Below are 20,015 nucleotides of genomic sequence, written 5' to 3'. Positions count from 1 at the left end.
AAAATTCCTGGTTTGCGTTACTTCTTCTTGCGGCGGTTGGCGATATGAATCGCGCCACCACCGACGGCCAGAGCTGCTTCGTGCACGGACTCGGACAGAGTCGGATGTGCAAAGCAGGTCAGGGCCAGATCTTCGGCGCTGGAACCGAATTCCATGGCGATTACGCCCTGGGCAACGATTTCAGAGGCCTGGGGACCAACTACATGGAAACCGACAATGCGGTCAGTCTTTGCGTCGGCAATGATCTTGACCAGACCGGACGCCGAGTTTGCAGCCATGGCACGACCGTTGGCCGCAAACGGGAAGGTACCCACGTTGTACTCTTCACCTTCTGCCTTCATCTGCTCTTCGGTTTTGCCAACCCAGGCAACTTCCGGCGAGGTGTAGATCACGTTGGGGATGCAGTCGTAGTTGACCTGGGGCTTGTGCCCGGCGATGCGCTCGGCCACCATGATGCCCTCTTCGGACGCCTTGTGGGCCAGCATCGGGCCACGGACCACGTCACCGATAGCCCAGACACCCGGAGCCTCGGTCTTGCAGTTGTCATCCACGAAGATGAAACCGCGCTCGTCCATCTGCACACCGGAATCCTCGGAAAGCAGGTTATCGGTGTACGGACGACGGCCAACGGCAACAATCAGCTTGTCAAACTTGGCTTCTTGCTTGCCCTTGGAGTCTTCATAGGTGACGTTGACCAGCTTGCGCTTGACTTCAGCGCCGGTCATGCGGGCACCCATGACGATGTTCAGACCCTGCTTCTGGAACTGTTTGAGTGCGTCCTTGGCAACCTGCTGATCCACCGCCGGCAGGAAGGTATCCACCGCTTCAAGGACCGTCACCTCGGAGCCCAGACGTGCCCATACGCTGCCAAGCTCGAGGCCGATAACGCCGGCACCGATCACACCCAGACGCTTGGGCACTTCGGTGAACTCGAGGGCACCCTCGGAATCCACGATGTACTCGCCGTCGAACGGCGCGGGCGGAATCTGGATCGGCTTGGAGCCGGTGGCCAGAATGATGTTTTCAGCTTCGTAGGTCTTCGACTTGCCGTCTTTGTCAGTTACTTCCACTTTACGGTTGGCCAGCAATTTGCCGTGGCCGTGGATGGAGGTAACGCCGTTGGACTTGAACAGGCCGGCGATACCACCGGTCAGTTGCTTCACGATACCAGCCTTGCGCTCCATCATCTTGCCGATGTCCATCTTGACATCCTTGGCGATGATGCCCTGCATCTCGTAATCGTGGGTGGTTTCCTCGAACTTGTGGGAAATCTCCAGCAGTGCCTTGGAGGGAATACAGCCCACGTTCAGGCAGGTACCGCCAAGTACCTGCGCCTTGCCGTCTTCGGCGGTCCAGGATTCGACACACGCGGTCTTGAGACCCAGCTGGGCAGCCTTGATGGCAGCAACATAGCCGCCCGGGCCCGCACCAATAACAATGACGTCGTATTTATCAGACATAGTTAATCCCGTTTTCCGATACGTTTAAAGTCGACTCAGACGTCCAGCAGAATACGTGCCGGGTCTTCAAGCATTTCCTTGATGGCAACAAGGAACTGCACCGCTTCCTTGCCATCAATCATTCGGTGGTCGTAAGAAAGCGCCAGGTACATCATCGGCAGAATTTCCACCTTGCCGTTCACGGCCATCGGACGCTCCTGGATCTTGTGCATGCCCAGGATGGCCGTCTGTGGCGGGTTCAGGATCGGTGTGGAAATCAGCGAGCCGAAGATGCCCCCGTTGGTAATCGTGAAGGTACCACCGGTCATGTCTTCAATGGCCAGCTTGCCCTCTTTCGCCTTGGTACCGTATTCAACGATCTTCTTCTCGATGTCGGCCAGGCCCATGGCGTCGGAATCGCGAAGTACCGGAACGACCAGACCACGATCCGTGGATACGGCCACGCCGATATCCTGGTAACCGTGGTAAACCATGTCGTTACCATCAATGGACGCGTTCACCGCGGGGAAACGCTTCAGGGCTTCGGTGGCCGCCTTGGTGAAGAAGGACATAAAGCCAAGCTTGATACCATGACGCTTTACAAAGCTCTCCTGGTACTGCTTGCGCAGTTCCATGATCGGCGCCATGTTCACCTCGTTGAAGGTGGTCAGCATGGCTGCGCTCTGCTGCGCGTTGACCAGACGCTTGGCGATGCTCGCACGCAGGCGGGTCATCGGCACGCGCTTCTCTGGACGCTCGCCCTGGCTGACGTTCACTTCCGGCATACCCGCCGCAGGCTGGGGCGCGGAAGCACCACCGGAGGACTTGGCACTGTCCACGTGGTTCTGAACGTCTTCCTTGGTTACACGGCCATCTTTGCCGGTACCCTTGATGCTGTTCGGATCAACGTTGTTTTCCTCGGCCAGCTTGCGCGCTGCCGGGCTCAGAATCGCTTCGCCGGAAGCGGCTTCACTCTTGACCTCTTCTTTCGGAGCCTCTTCCTTGGCCTCTTCTTTCTTGCCCTCGGCAGGCTTGGCCTCGCCCTTGGCACCTTCCTTGAACTTGCCGACTACCTCACCACTTTCAACGGTATCGCCTTCGTTCTTGATGATTTCTTCGATCACGCCGTCAGCAGGCGCAACCACCTCAAGAACGACCTTGTCGGTCTCGATATCGACAATCAGCTCGTCACGGGAGCAGGCTTCACCCGGCTGTTTGTGCCAGGTCGCGACAGTACCTTCCGCGACCGACTCCGGGAAAACGGGGGCTTTAATCTCAGTTGACATTACAGATCCTTAGTTCGGTAGCTCGTCAAATTTCAAACGCGTCGTTAACCAGTTTCTTCTGCTCTTCAATGTGGACCGACATATGGCCACAGGCGGGAGCAGCCGAAGCGTCACGACCGGCATACTGAAGGTACAGCTTGGGATTCAGGCGGTGCAGCGCATTACGCATGTGATGCTGGCTGCAATACCAGGCACCCTGGTTCATCGGCTCTTCCTGACACCAGACAACGTGCTTGAGCTTGGTGTACTCGCTCAGGAGCTCGTCAAGGTCGTCTCCGGGGAAAGGATACAGCTGTTCGATCCGGACAATGGCGACGTCTTCACGCTCGTCCGACTTCTTCTTCTCGAGCAGATCAAAATAGACCTTGCCGGAACACAGGATCAGACGGGTGACTTTCTTCGGATCGGACGGCTCTTTCTCAGGCAGCACGGTCTTGAAGGTACCGGTGGTCAGATCGTCAAGATCGGACGTCGCTTCCTTGTGCCGCAGCAGGCTCTTGGGCGTGATGGCAACCAGAGGCTTGCGCAGCGGGCGCTTCACCTGGCGACGCAGCATATGGAATACCTGCGACGGCGTGGTCGGCACGCAGACCTGGATATTGTGCTCGGCACTCAGCTGCAGGAAACGCTCGAGGCGTGCAGAGCTATGCTCCGGCCCCTGCCCTTCGTAGCCATGAGGCAGCAGCAGGGTCAGGCCACAGAGGCGCCCCCACTTGTGCTCACCACTGGTCAGGAACTGATCGATCACAACCTGGGCACCGTTGGCGAAGTCGCCAAACTGCGCTTCCCAGACCACAAGGCCATCAGGTGCGGTGGTCGCGTAACCGTACTCGAACGCCATCACGGCTTCTTCCGAGAGCAGCGAGTCGTAAATTTCGAATTTCGGCTGGTCTTCCGACAATTGCTCGAGGGCAATATGAGTCGAGCCGTCTTTCTGGTTGTGCAGAACCGCGTGGCGATGCGAGAAGGTGCCGCGGCCAACATCCTGGCCGGTAATGCGGATCGGATGCCCTTCGTTGAGCAACGTCGCATAGGCCATGACTTCACCGTAGCCCCAGTTGATCGGCAGGGCACCGGCCGTCATTTTCTCGCGGTCGGACACAATCTTGGAGACCTGGCGCTGGATACTGAAACCTTCAGGGACCGAGGTCAGTTTCTTGCCCAGCTTCTGGATGGTCTTCAGCGCAACGCTGGACTTGCACTTGGCCGTCCACTCGTGGCCCAGGTACGGTGTCCAGTCTACGTAGAGCTCCTTGTTGGGCTCCTTGACCAGGGATTTGACCACGTGCTCGCCATTGTCCAGGGCGTCACGGTAGTCGTTCTCCATCTGCTTGGCTTCTTCCTCGGTGATAACACCGGCTTCCACCAGTTGGTCAACGTACAGGTTGCGAGTGGTCTTCAGCTTACGGATCTTCTCGTACATGACCGGCTGGGTTGCGGCCGGCTCATCCGCCTCGTTGTGACCACGACGACGATAGCAGACCAGATCGATCACCACGTCGTTCTTGAATTCGTTGCGGTAGTCCATGGCCATCTGGGTCACGAACATGACCGCTTCCGGGTCGTCCGCATTCACATGCAGGATCGGCGCCTGGATCATCTTGGCCACGTCGGTGCAGTATTCCGTGGACCGCGCATCTTCCTGCTTGCTGGTGGTGAAACCAACCTGGTTGTTGATGACGATATGAATGGTGCCACCAACGCCAAACCCACGGGCCTGGGACATCTGGAAGGTTTCCATCACAACGCCCTGGCCGGCAAACGCCGCGTCGCCGTGCATGATGATTGGCACTACCTTGCTGCCATCCTCGTCGTTGCGACGGGTCTGGCGGGCCCGAACGGAGCCTTCAACCACCGGCGAAACGATTTCCAGGTGCGACGGGTTGAACGCCATCGCCAGGTGCACTTCGCCACCCGGGGTCATTACGTTGGATGAGAAGCCCTGGTGGTACTTCACGTCACCTGAACCGGAATCGGCCAGTTTCTTGCCTTCAAACTCGTCGAAGAGTTCTCTCGGATTCTTGCCCAGAGTGTTTACCAGGACGTTCAGGCGACCACGGTGCGCCATACCCAGAACGATTTCCTTGGCGCCGTAGGAACCGGCACGCTGGATCAGCTCGTCCAGACAGGGAATGAGACTTTCGCCACCCTCAAGACCAAAGCGTTTCACACCCGGATAACGGGAACCCAGGTACTTTTCGAGACCTTCGGCAGCCGTCAGTCGCTCAAGGATGTGCTTACGGGTGTTGTCCTCGTATGCGGGACGTGAACGAACCGGCTCCATGCGTTGCTGGAACCAGCGCTTGATGCGGGTATCGACAACGTGCATGTATTCAGCGCCAATGCTTTCGCAGTAGGTCTGGCGCAAACCATCGACAATATCTCCGAGCTTCATGGTCTCGGAGCCGAGGTTCAGTGAGCCGGTCTGGAACTCGAGGTCACGGTCAGAGTCGGACAGTTCATGGAATTCGGGATCGAGGTCTTCAACCTTGGGACGTTGCCAAACACCGAGCGGGTCCAGCTTCGCTTCCTGATGGCCGCGGAAGCGGTAGGCGTTAATCAGCTGGAGAACGCGAATCTGTTTTTTGTCCGCATCCGACGTTGCACTGGCGGGAACGCCGCCACTGGCTAGAAAGCGCTGGTTACGGGAGATGTGTTCGAACTGTTCGCGGATGGAAGAGTGGACAATGTCACGGCCTTTGTAGCCATCGACACTGGGGAGTTTGTCGAAATAGCTGCGCCACTCTTCGGGAACGGCATTGGGGTCTGTCAGGTAGGTTTCAAAAAGCTGTTCAACATAGGCGAGATTTCCACCCTGAAGGTGGGAAGTCTGCCATAACTGCTCCATTATGCTTTCGTGCATCTTGAATAGCTCACCTTGGGCTGGTGCGGGGAGCCCGATATGGTCGGCCAGGGGTATATCTCAGTCAATACGGGTTTTTACGGGATCGACTTTGGCCACCACACCCGACATGGATGTTTTCCATTCCCCGGTGGTTTTTGTACTCAGCAAAACAGGGAGAAAACTTTATAAGTTCCCGCCACGGCTTGCGTAGTGTGCACCCGGGTAAGACTTTTGACTATAAGCCTTTGGTTGAAGGCCCCGCAAACTTGCGAGGCCTTCCGGGTACTAACCTGATCAGAACAGTATAGCGTCTGTCGCAAATCCTGCTGCTTAAGTCGCCCTTTGCAGCAGAAGATTCCGAATGTGGCCGATAGCCCTTGTGGGGTTCAGACCTTTCGGGCAGACACTGACACAGTTCATGATGCCCCGGCAGCGGAATACACTGAACGGGTCATCAAGGCCGGCAAGTCGCTCGTCCTGAGCTGTATCCCGGCTGTCCGCCAGGAAACGGTAAGCCTGAAGCAGGCCAGCAGGACCGATAAACTTGTCCGGGTTCCACCAGAATGACGGACAGGACGTGGAACAGCAGGCACAGAGAATACACTCGTACAGGCCATCCAGCTTCTGGCGGTCTTCCGGAGACTGCAGCCGCTCGATCGCGGGAGCAGGCTTGTCGTTAATCAGGTAAGGCATGACCTTTTCGTACTGCTTGTAGAAAAGACTCATATCTACAACCAGATCACGAATAACCGGCAGACCCGGCAGCGGACGCAGCACCAGCTTGTCGCCCTTCACCACCTGGGAGACCGGCGTAATACACGCCAGGCCGTTTTTGCCGTTCATGTTCATGCCATCAGAGCCACACACGCCCTCCCGGCAGGAACGACGGTAGGCCATTGAAGGATCCCGCTCCTTGATCAGGTTCAGCACATCAAGAACCATGAGATCCTTGCCTTCCGGAATATCAACATCCACGTCCTGCATGTAAGGCGCGTTGTCAGTCTCCGGGTTATAACGATAAAGGCTTACTAACATTTTCGGAGTCCCCCTTAGTAAGTCCGGACCTTCGGCTCGAACTTGTCCACCGTCTTCGGTGCAAAGTTCACATCACGCTTGCCCACGCGCTTTTCCAGCGGGAAGAACATGGAGTGCTTCAGCCAGTTCTCATCATCACGCTCGGTGTAGTCGTTCCGGGCATGAGCGCCGCGACTTTCCTTCCGCTCAAAGGCGGAAACCGCTGTAGCCAGGGCAACCTCGTAGAGGTTATCCAGCTCGAGCGCTTCGATACGGGCGGTGTTGAAGGCGTTGCTGGTATCGGCCAGCTTGGTGTTGCGAACGCGCTCACCAATCGCTTCCAGCTTTTTGAGACCCTCTTCCATGCTCTTGCCGTCACGGAACACGCCGAAGTACAACTGCATGCAGTTCTGCAGATCCTTGCGGACCTCTGCAACGCTCTCGCCCTCGGTTGCGTTGTTCAGGCGATCAAGCCGCGCCATGGCACGCTTGATATCGTCCTCACTGGCACCGTCTACCTCGAAGCCGCCGCGAAGCTGCTCCTCAATGTGCAGGCCAGCTGCGCGACCAAACACCACCAGGTCCAGCAGAGAGTTACCACCCAGACGGTTGGCGCCGTGTACCGATACACACGCTGCCTCGCCACAGGCGAACAGCCCGGGGATTGGCTTGTCTTTTCCGTTTTCATCTTGGGTCAACGCCTGACCACCAACGTTGGTCGGAATGCCGCCCATCATGTAGTGACAGGTAGGCACGACCGGGATCGGCTCTTTGACAGGATCCACATGCGCAAAGGTGCGGGACAGCTCACAGATGCCCGGCAGGCGCAGGTTCAGGGTCTCTTCACCCAGATGATCCAGCTTCAGCAGAACGTGGTCCTTATCCGGACCGCAGCCACGACCTTCCAGAATCTCGATCACCATTGCCCGAGCTACAACGTCACGGCCCGCCAGGTCTTTCGCGTTCGGCGCATAGCGCTCCATGAAACGCTCACCCTCGGCGTTGATCAGGTAGCCACCCTCACCCCGACAACCTTCGGTCACCAGCGTTCCCGCTCCGTAAATGCCGGTCGGGTGGAACTGCCACATTTCCATGTCCTGCATCGGGAAACCGGCACGCAGTGCCATACCGATACCGTCGCCGGTGTTAATCAGCGCGTTGGTTGTGGAGGCGTAAATACGTCCCGCGCCACCGGTAGCAAGAACGGTCGCTTTGGATTTGATGTAGGCGACTTCGCCGGTCTCAACCTCAATGGCAACCACACCAACGACCTCATCCTTACTGTTCTTGACGAGATCTACCGCGTACCACTCGTTAAGGAAGGTGGTTCCGCCCTTGATGTTGGCCTGGTACAGAGTGTGAAGCAGGGCGTGACCGGTACGGTCAGCAGCGGCACAGGTACGTGCTGCCTGAGTCGGGTTATCAGGGCCTTTGGACTGACCACCAAACGGACGCTGATAGATACGGCCCTGCTCGGTGCGCGAGAACGGAAGACCCATGTGCTCAAGCTCGAATACCGCCTGAGGACCAACGGAACACATGTACTCGACGGCATCCTGGTCGGCAATGTAGTCCGAGCCTTTAACCGTGTCATACATGTGCCAGCGCCAGTCGTCATTCGGATCAGCACTGGCGATCGCACAGGTGATGCCACCTTGGGCAGAGACCGTATGAGACCGCGTCGGGAAAACCTTGGTGATACACGCGGTATTGACGCCGGACTCGGTCAACTGGAGCGCGGCACGCATGCCGGAACCGCCGCCGCCGATAACAATTGCGTCAAAGGACATGGTCTTGATATTAGCCATCGATTAAAGCCCCCAAAGAATCTGAATGCCCCAAACCACATAGACGAACATGGTCAGCCCACAAGCCGCCTGCACGATAAACCTGGGACCCATGGCCTTGATATAGTCGGTCGTCACCGTCCAGAGCCCCACCCAAGCGTGAGCACCGATTGAAAGCAGTGCCATAAGGGTAAAGATACGGAACCAGGTCTGGTCGAAAAGCGCACTCCAGGTTTCGTAGTTGACGTCGGAGGTCAACAGAAAGCCGAGCAGGAAAATTGTATACAAAGCAAGTACGTAGGCGGTTACCCGCTGGATCAGCCAGTCATAGACACCACTGCGACCCAGGTTCGTGACGCTGTTTACCATACCCAGACTCCTGCCAGAACGATGAGAATGACGGAAACCACAATCGTGATCTTCGAGGCGAGGCGGCCGCTCTCGAGCTCTTCACCAATGCCCATATCCATGAACAGGTGCTTGATACCCGCAACCAGGTGGTACAACAGAGCAGACAAGATGCCCCAGATAATCAGCTTGGCAAGGAAGCTGTCCAGCAGTTCATTGACACGACTGAAGCCCTCTTCCCCCGACAGGGAAAGCTGAAGCCCGTAAAGCAGGAACGCAACACCAACAAAAATGATGATGCCGCTGATACGGTGCAATATGGACGTAATGGCTGGCAGCGGAAAATGAAACTTGCCGAGATCGAGATTTACTGGTCGTTTGCTATTCACAGCGCTCTCACACTCTCTCTTGGTTCCGCGGGACCGGAAAACCGGGTGCGGATGGTTGGTATGTAAGGATCGGCGTGCAGATACGAAACCGGCACACGATTGGCTCAGAAGGGAGATAACCTCACCGGCAAACCACTATTTACAGGCAGCGGGAGAAGGTTTATCCCCAATTCCGGGCTAGGGATTATAAGGAGTACCCTAACCAATTACAAACCTGCAACGTCGCTCAAGCCGCGTATTTCAGGGGGTTAAGCCAGCTATAAGGATGATTGACAAATCCTTTTCCATCCCCAATCCGTTGTTATTCGGGATATCCCTGATTTACAGCGAATGTCAAATTCTGGGTTTTCCCGACTCTTCCATTGACAAAAAAAGCCAACGCCCTATATTTTGCCGCCAGTTTTGCGATAATACGCGCCTTCTAGCGCATCCATAACTGTAGATAAAGCTTTCAAAGCTGATAAATAGGAGAGCACCATGACCGACAGGAAAGCCACGCTCTCGGTGGGGGACAAGTCCATTGAGCTACCGATTTATTCCGGCACCGTCGGCCCTGACGTTATCGACGTACGAGGCCTAGTCCAGGAAGGCGTTTTTACATACGACCCCGGATTCGTATCCACCGCAGCCTGCGAATCGGCCATTACCTACATCGACGGTGCAAATGGCGTTCTCCTGCACCGCGGCTACCCGATCGAACAGCTCGCGGAACACTCCGACTACCTTGAAGTCTGCTATCTCCTGCTTCACGGCGAACTTCCGAGTGCCGAGGAGAACCAGAAGTTCCACGAGACCATCAAAAACCACACCATGCTGCACGACCAGATGCGGAACTTCTTCCAGGGTTTCCGTCGTGATGCACACCCGATGGCCATCATGTGTGGTGTGGTTGGCGCCCTGTCCGCCTTCTACCACGGCGAGATGGACGTTGCCAGCCAGGAGCAGCGGGAAATTACCGCTCACCGCCTGATCGCAAAAATGCCGACCATTGCCGCCTGGTGTTACAAGTACGCCATCGGCCAGCCGTTTATTTACCCGCGCAACGACCTCTCGTACTCCGAGAACTTCCTGCAGATGATGTTCGGCGTTCCTTGCGAGGAGTACAAGCCGAACCCGATCCTGGCCAAGGCCATGGACAAGATCTTCATTCTGCACGCAGACCACGAACAGAATGCGTCGACGTCGACCGTGCGTCTGGCTGGCTCCACCGGTGCTAACCCCTACGCCTGCATCGCCTCCGGCATCGCTGCACTGTGGGGCCCTGCCCACGGCGGCGCCAACGAAGCGGTCCTCGACATGTTGGCCGAAATCGGAGACGAGTCCAACATCGAGAAATTCATCGCCAAGGCCAAGGACAAAGACGATCCGTTCCGCCTGATGGGCTTCGGACATCGGGTTTACAAGAACTTCGACCCGCGCGCCAAGGTGATGGCAGAAACCGCTCACGAGGTTCTGACCGAGCTAGGCCTGGAAAACGACCCGCTGCTGAAGATCGCCCAGCGCCTGGAAAAAATCGCGCTGGAAGACGAGTACTTCGTAAAGCGCAAGCTTTACCCGAACGTCGATTTCTACTCCGGACTCATCCTCAAGGCCATCGGAATCCCGACTTCGATGTTCACCGTTATCTTCGCCCTGTCGCGGACCATCGGCTGGTTCTCGCACTGGAACGAAATGGTCAGCGGCGACTATCGCATCGGCCGTCCGCGCCAGCTTTACACTGGCTCGGATTCCCGGGACTATCCGGCGAAATAAACGTTTGGCTTGTCCGGAAGATAAAAAGCCGCTGAATTCAGCGGCTTTTTTATTGTCTGAGCGACCTTTCAGAAGGCTAGCGACAGTCCGCCGGCAGTAGCTTTTCAACAGCGTTCTGGCCAAAGCAGCTCCAGAACAGACCGGAATCAGTTACCTCTGGTTCCAATACGATGTACTCCGACTCTCCAGTTTCATCAACACCCATCTCAATGCCGATCAAACCGTTGTCATAGACATCAATAGCATACTCATCACCGGTGGTCCCAAAGGTAGAATCTCCATAACCAAGCTCCGCCATCGAGGTGGGCCAGGCCTGGTGTTCGCTGACATAGCTATCGACAGAATCGGTTACCCCAAGGCCATCCATATAGGCATTCTGGTACCGCGTCCTCTCGACGTATTCCTGATATTGAGGAATCGCAACAGCGGCCAGAATACCGATAATAGCCACCATTACGAGCAGCGACGCTGCCCCACCCCCAACCCCGAGCCTAGGGACGAACAGAGCGAAAAACCAGGCCAGCTTACTCCGCCCCGGGTGTGAAAGCTCACGCCCCTCGGACAGGGCAACCGCCGTTGCCATTCGCTTAGTGAGCCAGGGATAATCTCCCGTTACTTCATTGAAGGACATCCAGAAGCCGTTGGTAACAGCCACCTGCCCCACAAAGGCGTCAACATTGATGGTTTGCCAACGGGTATCGCCTGCGGCAATCGCTGCCAGAGCTGCCTTGATGTCGTCCGGTGACTGACAGCATGCTACTCCGTAACGATCACAGGTGTACTCTTCGGCACGCCGCAACGCTGGTCCAATCACAGGTAACCAGGCGGCGGGTGCCAGCACCGGCCCCCAAGTCAGATGCCGACGGTGAATATGACCCAGCTCGTGACCGATGTAGAAATCAATGGCGTCGGGGCGGGCCTCCAACGCATCGACGACATCCGTAAAGAGGACAACAAAGTGCCGACCGAGAAACTTGGTCGCAAGCGCATTGAAGAAATCGGTCCGCAGCAGATAGGCTTCCGGCACCTCCTTTACACCAACCTTCTCGCAGCAGCGAATGAGCCGGTCATACAAATCCGGATATTGCTCGCGACTGATTCGAACTCCAGCCCCCTTCAGGTGGGATATAAAAGCGGAGTGGGCAAAGAGAAAGAACACATACCCCACCAGCAGATACAGCAATACGATACCCAGCGTACCCAATATCAATGCCAGCCAAATGACCACGGCGAGAACCGCAGTCAACATCAACAACGGTTTTTCATGTTTGTATACCAGATTCATTTACTTCCCTCATGAATAAACGACAGGCAGCATCACAGCCTCCCTCATTTGCGCAACAAGCAAGGACAAGAAGTACCGAGGGACCTGCAAAGGGCTTTCCACCGGCCTGTACGCATCCATGCAGCTAGCCTGCTAAGTATAAGAATGCCTTGAGGCAACCGCTATTGCGCGTGACGAAAATAGGCAGATAGTTTACCGGTCTGTGATTGGCGTCATGAACAAGTCGTCCATTCCGAAAGCCGAGACTAATGGACAACCCCACGCATGGTCGAAAAGGGTTTCAATCCGCCCGACTCAATCTCATAATCAGAGCACACTGACACTCAGCGACTGGAGTACATCAATGACAAAAACGGTAACGTTTATTGGCCTGGGCGTAATGGGTTACCCGATGGCCGGCCACCTGGCGAAGGCAGGACTCGACGTCAGGGTCTGGAACCGAACGAATGCCAAAGCCGAGCAATGGGCAAGCGAATACGGGGGAACCAGCTGCACCTCCATTGCCGAGGCCGTGAAAAGCGCGGATATTGTACTCACCTGCGTTGGTGCGGATATCGATCTTAAAGCAGTTTACGAAGGCGATGAAGGCATCCTCGCCAATGCCTCCGAAGGTGCGGTTCTGGTCGATCACACTACGGCTTCAGCCGGCATTGCCGAGTATCTTGCTGAAGCTGCCAGTAAAAACAACATGGGATTTGTGGACGCGCCTGTATCCGGCGGCCAGCAAGGCGCTGAAAACGGCAAGCTGACCATCATGTGCGGCGGCTCGGAACAGGACTATGCGAAAGCCGAGCCGGTTATGGAGCACTATGCGCGCGCACTCAACCGAATGGGCCCAGCTGGCAGTGGCCAGAAAACCAAGATGGTTAACCAGATCGCCATTGCCGGTCTTGTACAGGGCCTTTCAGAGGCGCTGCACTTTGCCGAGCAGGCTGAGCTGGATGTGGCAAAAGTGGTGGATGTGATTTCGAAAGGGGCAGCCCAGTCCTGGCAAATGGAAAACCGCTCGGCAACGATGATTGCGGGTGAATTCGAACACGGCTTCGCGGTTGACTGGATGCGTAAGGACCTGGGGATTTGCCTGGAAGAGGCACGAAAAGTGAACGCGTCTCTGCCAGTCACCGCTCTGGTGGATCAGTTCTACGCGGATGTGCAGTCCATGGGGGGCAAACGCTGGGATACATCCTCTTTAATCCAGAGACTCAGGAAGTTCCGGTAAGTCTCTGAAGCTGGGGCCGGATGAAAGCTCTCACCCGGCCCCGAATCCACAGGCACTACTTTTTCTTGTCCTGCGGCTGCCACTTTCCGTTCACATACCACGCGGACCAGCCCGTCGCCTTGCCTTCCTTCTCGGACATGACGTACTGCTCCTTGGTCTTGCGGCTGTAGCGAATCACCGTCGGATTGCCTTCAGGATCACGCTCGGGCGCATCCATCAGGTAATCATACTTCGGATCAATTTCCTTCCGGTGTGGTTTGATCTCCATCACCAGAGGTGGTCGCGTTTCCCGATTTTTCGGGAACTTGCTGGCGGCCAGAAACAACCCGGACGCCCCATCACGAAGAACGTAAGTGTCATCCACCTTCTGGCACTGAAGCTCCGGCATGGGTACCGGATCCATCTTGGGCGGAGCTGGCTCGCCATTTTTGAGCAGCTTACGGGTGTTCTTGCACTCGGCATTGGTACAACCGAAATACTTTCCAAACCGCCCCGTCTTCAGCTGCATCTCAGAGCCGCACTTGTCGCACTCCAGGGTCGGACCATCGTAGCCCTTGATGCGGAACGTGCCCTTTTCTACCTCGTAGCCAGAGCAGTCCGGATTGTTACCGCAAACATGCAGCTTGCGGGTTTCGTCCACCAGGTAACTGTCCATGGCGGTGCCACACTTGGGGCAGCGGCGCTTCTTGCGCAGCAGCCGGGTTTCGCCCTCGCCCTCGACATCATCATCGGCGCTGACCACTTCGTCGCCGGACACGAGATTGATGGTGGTCTTGCAACGCTCCTTCGGTGGTAATGAATAACCGGAGCAGCCCAGGAATACACCCGTACTGGCCACACGAATCTGCATATTCCGACCGCAGCTCGGACACGGAATATCAGTCTCGGTGGGCGTGTTGGCACGCATGCCGCCGTCTTCACCACTTTCTGCCGTTTCCAGTTGCTGCTTGAAACGGCCGTAAAAATCATTCAGGACTTTCTTCCACTCGACATCCCCTTCGGCAATCTCGTCGAGCTCATCTTCCATCTTCGCGGTGAAATCGAAGTCCATCAGATTCGGGAAAGATTCTGACAGGCGCTCGGTCACAATCTCGCCCATCTTCTCGGCATAGAAGCGGCGGTTCTGCAGCCTGACATAGCCGCGATCCTGAATCGTCGAAATAATCGACGCATAGGTCGAGGGACGGCCAATACCCTGCTTTTCGAGCTCTTTGACCAGGCTCGCCTCGGTGTACCTCGGCGCAGGCTTGGTAAAGTGCTGGCTCGGATCGAGTTTTTTCAGGTCCAGCACTTCATCTACCTGAATATCAGGCAGCGCGATGTCTTCATCTTTCTTGGCCGCCTGTGGCGCGGCTTTCAGGAAACCGTCGAACTTGATAATCCGGCCCCGGGTGCGCAGCTCATAATCGCCGTTGGCAACGACTATCGAGGTACTGAGAAACTCCGCATCGGACATCTGGCAGGCAATGAACTGGCGCCAGATCAGGTCGTAGAGCTTCTCCGCGTCTTTCTCCAGGCCACTGATATCCGAGGGCCGGCGACTGACTTCCGTTGGCCGGATGGCTTCGTGGGCTTCCTGGGCGCCCTCTTTACTACCGTAAACCCGGGGCTTTTCCGGCAGGTATTTATCGCCAAACTGCTTCTGAATATAGGTGCGGCAACTGTTGATCGCATCCTGACTCAGGTTGGTGGAGTCAGTACGCATATAGGTAATAAAGCCAGCTTCATATAGACGCTGGGCAAGCATCATGGTCTTTTTGACACTGAAGCCCATGCGGTTACTCGCCGCCTGCTGCAGCGTGGAGGTAATAAACGGGGCCGAAGGGCGGGAACGGGTTGGTTTGTCTTCCCGCTTGGCAACCTTGAACGTACCCGCCTTGAGGCGGCTGACATGCTCGCTGCTCTGCTGCTCATTGACCGGGCGATAAGGCTTGTCGTCATGGCGGGTTACTTCAAAGCGGACCGGCTGATCCGCCTTGGCGGACGCGAGATCGGCGTGTAATTGCCAGAACTCCTCCGGAACAAACTTCCGGATCTCCCGCTCCCTCTCAACAATCAGCCGTACGGCGACTGATTGCACCCGACCGGCAGACAGGCCCCGGGCAATCTTGGCCCAAAGCAGGGGCGACACCATGTAGCCGACAACCCGGTCCAGGAAACGTCGGGCCTGCTGGGCATTCACCCGGTTATTGTCAAGATTACCGGGATCCTTGAAGGCTTCCTGGATGGCACGTTTGGTGATTTCGTTGAAAACTACACGTCGGTATTTCTCTGGCTCGCCACCGATCGTCTGCTGAAGGTGCCAGGCGATGGCCTCCCCTTCGCGGTCCAAATCCGTTGCCAGATAGATATGGTCTGCCGATTTAGCCAGACGCTTGAGTTCGCTGACCACCTTCTCCTTGCCGGGAAGGATCTCGTAACGCGCACTCCAGTCCTGATCCGGGTCGACGCCCATCCGGGCGACCAACTGCTCACGGGCCTTGCGCTTTTTATGCACCGCCTTTTCTTCCGGGCTCATCTTCCGGGTGAGCGCAGCCTGCTTGGCACGCTCCTTGGGATCGGTTTGGGATCCGCTGCCACTGACGGGAAGATCACGAATATGCCCGACGCTCGATTTGACGATGAAGTCAGAGCCCAGGTACTTGTTGATGGTCTTCGCTTTCGCTGGTGACTCGACAATTACGAGACTTTTACCCATATCGGAGTTCTGTATCCTTGGCGATAAATCGGTCAATTAATCAGCAAACCGTAAACTCGCTGTAAAATCAGTCGGCTAGAAAACACTCATACGCCGCCAATCTGTATAGGCTCACTGTTTTACAGGGTCAAGAATAGCAAGACAACCCATTCTTTGGTTTCAATCCTGCTTTTTTTCACATTCGGGAACCCGGTTCAGGCCGCCGATTGAAACAGAAAGGCCCGGCATTTGCCGGGCCTTCTGAAACCGCGTACTGCAACCTGCTTAACGGGTTACAGACGCTCCCAGACCGTCGCGATGCCCTGGCCCAGACCGATACACATGGTGGAAACACCAAGTTTACCGCCTTTGGCCTGCATCACATTCAGCAGGGTTGTGGAGATACGTGCACCGGAGCAGCCCAGCGGATGGCCAAGGGCAATCGCGCCGCCGTTCAGGTTCACCTTCTCTTCCATAACGCCCAGCAGCTTCAGGTCCTTGAGAACAGGAAGGGACTGGCCGGCAAAGGCCTCGTTCAGTTCCCAGAAGTCGATATCTTCAACTTTCAGGCCTGCGCGCTTGAGCGCCTTTTTGGTGGCAGGCACCGGACCATAGCCCATGATTGCGGGATCACAGCCGGCAACGGCCATGCTGCGAATCTTGGCAATCGGCTTAAGTCCCAGGGCCTCAGCCCGCTCTGCGGACATCAGTACCATGGCAGCGGCACCGTCGGTCAGCTGGGAGGAAGTCCCGGCAGTCACAGTACCGTTCTTCGGATCGAAGGCCGGCTTCAGCTGGCTCAGGGATTCAGCCGTGGTCTCCGGACGAATAGTCTCGTCCTGCTCGATCAGCACCTTGAAGCCATTCTCATCGTGACCTTCAATCGGCACGATTTCGTTCTTGAAACGGCCTTCTACGGTCGCTTCATGGGCCAAACGGTGGGAGCGAGCACCGAACTCGTCCTGCTGCTCACGGGTAATCCCGTGCATCTTGGCCAGCATTTCCGCAGTCAGGCCCATCATGTTGGACGCCTTTGCGGAGTACTTGGAGGCCGCCGGGTTGTGGTCGAAGCCTTCGGTCATGGGTACGTGCCCCATGTGCTCGACACCACCCACGAAGAACACATCACCGTTACCGGTCATGATGGCCTGCGCGGCAGTATGGATCGCACTCATGGCAGAACCACACAGACGGTTCACGGTCTGAGCAGCAGACTCGTGGGGAATGCGGGTCAGCAGGGAAATCTGACGCGCCACGTTGAAGCCCTGCTCCTTGGTCTGGTTTACACAGCCCCAGATAACATCTTCAACTTCTTTCGGGTCGAGCTTCGGGTTGCGCTCAAACAGTGCTTCGATCAGATTGGCGGACAGGGTCTCTGCACGCACGTTCCGGAAACAACCGTTTTTGGCACGACCCATCGGAGTCCGCACGCAATCGACGACGACAACGTCTCTCGGATTAAGGCTCATAGATCTTTCTCCGTTCGGAAATCTCGTTCAGGGTTAGCCAAAGAACTTTTTGCCAGTCTTGGCCATTTCACGCAGCTTCTCGGTCGGGTGATAAAGAGGACCAAGGTCTGCAAACTTGTCTGCCAGTTCGACGAACTTGTCTACACCCATATCGTCGATATAGCGCAGGGCACCGCCACGGAACGGCGGGAAGCCGATACCGAAAATCAGGCCCATATCAGCATCTGCCGGATCTTCGACAATGCCGTCTTCCAGGCAGCGAACGGTTTCCAGACACAGAGGAATCATCATACGGGCGATAATGTCTTCTTCGCTGAATTCGTTCTTACCCTGAACAACCGGCTCGAGCAGCTTGTAGGTCTCTTCGTCGACAACCTTCTTCTGCTTACCCTTGCGGTCCAGTTCATACTTGTAGAAGCCCTTGTCGTTCTTCTGTCCGTAACGGTTGTTATCGAACATCACGTCAATGGCGGTTGTACCTTCGTGCTTCATGCGGTCCGGGAAGCCGTCTGCCATCACTTCACCAGCGTGCTTGCCGGTATCCATGCCGACAACGTCCAGCAGGTAGGCAGGGCCCATCGGCCAGCCGAACTTTTCCATAACCTTGTCAACGTGCTGGAAGTCAGCACCGTCACGCACCAGGCCGATAAAGCCGCCGAAGTACGGGAACAGAACGCGGTTAACCAGGAAGCCCGGGCAATCGTTAACAACGATCGGGGTCTTGCCCATGGCTTTGGCGTAAGCCACGGTGGTCGCGATTGCACGATCACTGGTCTTTTCGCCACGGATTACCTCAACCAGCGGCATCATGTGTACCGGGTTGAAGAAGTGCATGCCGCAGAAGTTTTCCGGACGCTTCAGGTTCTTCGCCAGCAGATCGATGGAAATCGTCGAGGTGTTGGAGGTCAGGATAGTGTCCTCACGAACCGCATCTTCGGTTTCACGAAGAACCGCGTCTTTCACCTTCGGATTCTCAACCACGGCTTCAACCACCAGGTCGACGTTCTTGAAGTCACCGTAGTTCAGGGTCGGCGTGATGCTGTTAAGCACGTCAGCCATCTGATCGGGCTTCATCTTGCCCTTCTCAACCCGCTTGGTCAGAAGCTTCTTGGCTTCCTTCAGGCCCAGGGCGATACCGTCCTGGTTGATGTCCTTCATGATGATCGGCGTGCCTTTCAAGGCGGACTGGAACGCAACGCCACCACCCATGATACCGGCGCCGAGTACGGCGGCCAGGTTCACGTCATTGGCTTCTTTTTCCCAGGCCTTGGCCTTCTTCTTGAGCTCCTGATCGTTCAGGAACAGGCCAACCAGGCAAGCCGCAACGTTGGTCTTGGCCATCTTGGCGAAGCCTTTGGCCTCTACCTCGATTGCCTTGTCACGGGTCATACCGGCATGCTTCTGCATGACCTTGATGGCCTCGACCGGCGCCGGGTAATTCTTGCCAGCCTTGCCGGCCACGAATGCCTTGGAGATCTCGAATGCCATCATGCTTTCCATGGCATTAAGCTTGATCTTGCCCTTCTTCTCTTCGCGACGAGCTTCGTAATCCAGCTTGCCTTCGTTGCATTGGTTAATAATGCCAACCGCTGCATCCACAAGCTTGTCGGACTCGAGCACAGCATCCACAGCGCCGACTTTCAGCGCCGCATCTGCACGGTTCTCGGTGCCGCCACTGATCCACTCAACGGCGTTGTCGACACCTACCAGACGGGACAGACGCACGGTACCGCCGAAGCCAGGGAAGATGCCCAGTTTCACTTCCGGAAGACCAACCTTGGCCTTCTTGTCCATCACCCGGTAGTCGGTCGCCAGGCACATCTCGAAACCGCCACCCAGGGCCATACCGTTGATCGCGGTAACGGTAGGGAACGGCAGATCTTCAACAGCGTTGAAGACTTCGTTGGCCTTGAGGTTGTTGGCTACCAGATCCTCTTCCGAGCCCGCAAACAGCTCGGTGAATTCGGTAATATCGGCACCAACAATGAAGCTGTCCTTGGAGCTGGTCACTACCAGGCCCTTCAGGTTCTTCTGCGCTTTAAGTGCGTCAGTCGCGGCGCGGAGCTCTTCAATAGTAAGACGGTTGAACTTGTTCACTGACTCGCCCTGCAAGTCGAAGTTCAACTGAGCGATCCCGCCTTCGATCTCTTTAACCGTGATGGCTTTACCTTCGTAAATCATCAACTGATCTCCAGTCTGTGTTTGGAACTGCTTCCAGCCGAGCGGTGCTTTTGGTTTACCGGCGCGGCTGTTTGTGCAGCGAGATTTCGGTCACTGCCCGATCATCCGATCCAAAAATTCATACAGTCGTTTGAATCGTGAGGGCACACGATGAAAAAAAACGGCGCGTTTGTCAATTTGTTTCTTTCGGGAGGGTTGCAAAAGTCCCCAAAATGCCGGGGGCAACCGAAGAAATTGGAGCGGAATTGTTATGTTTCAGTGAACTGGAAGCCACTGCTCAGGGAAATTAGGAACTTCGTCACGCAAATTTCAAAGTTATTTACA

Annotated in this window: 13 protein-coding genes; 2 read left to right on the top strand and 11 right to left on the bottom strand. The window is 56.2% G+C overall.

Going from position 1 to position 20,015, the window contains the following annotated elements; all coding sequences use genetic code 11:
• Positions 1-17: 17 nt before the first annotated feature.
• From lpdA to sdhC, 7 genes are all read right to left on the bottom strand, one after another.
• On the bottom strand, positions 18-1,460 hold the full coding sequence (gene lpdA / locus NUW46_RS09345) for a dihydrolipoyl dehydrogenase (protein WP_064228100.1): 1,443 nt from the start codon (positions 1,458-1,460) through the stop codon (positions 18-20).
• Positions 1,461-1,495: 35 nt separating this feature from the next.
• Entirely contained in the window at positions 1,496-2,725 is a 1,230-nt protein-coding gene (odhB, locus tag NUW46_RS09340) for a 2-oxoglutarate dehydrogenase complex dihydrolipoyllysine-residue succinyltransferase (RefSeq protein WP_222464364.1), read from the bottom strand.
• A gap of 25 nt (positions 2,726-2,750) precedes the next feature.
• A complete protein-coding gene (locus NUW46_RS09335) occupies positions 2,751-5,588 on the bottom strand; it encodes a 2-oxoglutarate dehydrogenase E1 component (protein ID WP_418141921.1) in 2,838 nt (945 codons plus the stop codon).
• Positions 5,589-5,900: 312 nt separating this feature from the next.
• A complete protein-coding gene (locus NUW46_RS09330) occupies positions 5,901-6,605 on the bottom strand; it encodes a succinate dehydrogenase iron-sulfur subunit (protein WP_064228097.1) in 705 nt (234 codons plus the stop codon).
• A 14-nt stretch (positions 6,606-6,619) separates the two neighbouring features.
• Complete coding sequence (gene sdhA / locus NUW46_RS09325; RefSeq protein ID WP_064228096.1) at positions 6,620-8,392, bottom strand: succinate dehydrogenase flavoprotein subunit; 1,773 nt, start codon at positions 8,390-8,392, stop codon at positions 6,620-6,622.
• Positions 8,393-8,395: 3 nt separating this feature from the next.
• Positions 8,396-8,740 carry a succinate dehydrogenase, hydrophobic membrane anchor protein gene (gene sdhD, locus NUW46_RS09320; RefSeq protein WP_064228095.1) on the bottom strand — a complete coding sequence of 115 codons (345 nt, stop codon included), beginning with the start codon at positions 8,738-8,740 and terminating at the stop codon, positions 8,396-8,398.
• Positions 8,734-9,108, bottom strand: a complete 375-nt coding sequence (gene sdhC / locus NUW46_RS09315; RefSeq protein ID WP_064228094.1) for a succinate dehydrogenase, cytochrome b556 subunit — start codon at positions 9,106-9,108, stop codon at positions 8,734-8,736. The genes sdhD and sdhC overlap by 7 nt, the downstream gene beginning before the upstream one ends.
• A gap of 477 nt (positions 9,109-9,585) precedes the next feature.
• On the opposite strand from sdhC, the gene gltA reads away from it, so the two are divergent.
• Entirely contained in the window at positions 9,586-10,860 is a 1,275-nt protein-coding gene (gene gltA, locus NUW46_RS09310) for a citrate synthase (protein ID WP_069185007.1), read from the top strand.
• 76 nt (positions 10,861-10,936) lie between these two features.
• On the opposite strand, the gene NUW46_RS09305 is transcribed toward gltA, so the two are convergent.
• Positions 10,937-12,145, bottom strand: a complete 1,209-nt coding sequence (locus NUW46_RS09305; protein WP_305966140.1) for a M48 family metalloprotease — start codon at positions 12,143-12,145, stop codon at positions 10,937-10,939.
• A 343-nt stretch (positions 12,146-12,488) separates the two neighbouring features.
• Here NUW46_RS09305 and NUW46_RS09300 point away from each other — a divergent pair, with 343 nt between their 5' ends.
• Positions 12,489-13,364 (top strand): NAD(P)-dependent oxidoreductase, encoded by an 876-nt coding sequence (locus tag NUW46_RS09300; protein WP_418141920.1) that lies wholly within the window; start codon positions 12,489-12,491, stop codon positions 13,362-13,364.
• 55 nt (positions 13,365-13,419) lie between these two features.
• Here NUW46_RS09300 and topA read toward each other — a convergent pair whose 3' ends face one another.
• From topA to fadB, 3 genes are all read right to left on the bottom strand, one after another.
• The gene (topA, locus tag NUW46_RS09295) at positions 13,420-16,062 is read right to left on the bottom strand and encodes a type I DNA topoisomerase (protein ID WP_136632038.1); all 2,643 of its coding nucleotides are present in this window, start codon (positions 16,060-16,062) and stop codon (positions 13,420-13,422) included.
• Between the two features lie 272 nt (positions 16,063-16,334).
• Positions 16,335-17,510, bottom strand: a complete 1,176-nt coding sequence (gene fadA / locus NUW46_RS09290) for an acetyl-CoA C-acyltransferase FadA (protein WP_069185005.1) — start codon at positions 17,508-17,510, stop codon at positions 16,335-16,337.
• A gap of 33 nt (positions 17,511-17,543) precedes the next feature.
• Positions 17,544-19,691 (bottom strand): fatty acid oxidation complex subunit alpha FadB, encoded by a 2,148-nt coding sequence (fadB, locus tag NUW46_RS09285; protein ID WP_153634638.1) that lies wholly within the window; start codon positions 19,689-19,691, stop codon positions 17,544-17,546.
• Positions 19,692-20,015: the final 324 nt, after the last annotated feature.

Source organism: Marinobacter sp. MA (assembly GCF_048298425.1).
In the GTDB taxonomy this organism is placed as follows: domain Bacteria; phylum Pseudomonadota; class Gammaproteobacteria; order Pseudomonadales; family Oleiphilaceae; genus Marinobacter; species Marinobacter salsuginis.
The sequence above is the reverse complement of the archived record's forward strand: the minus strand, read 5'-3'. Positions and strand labels throughout refer to the sequence as shown.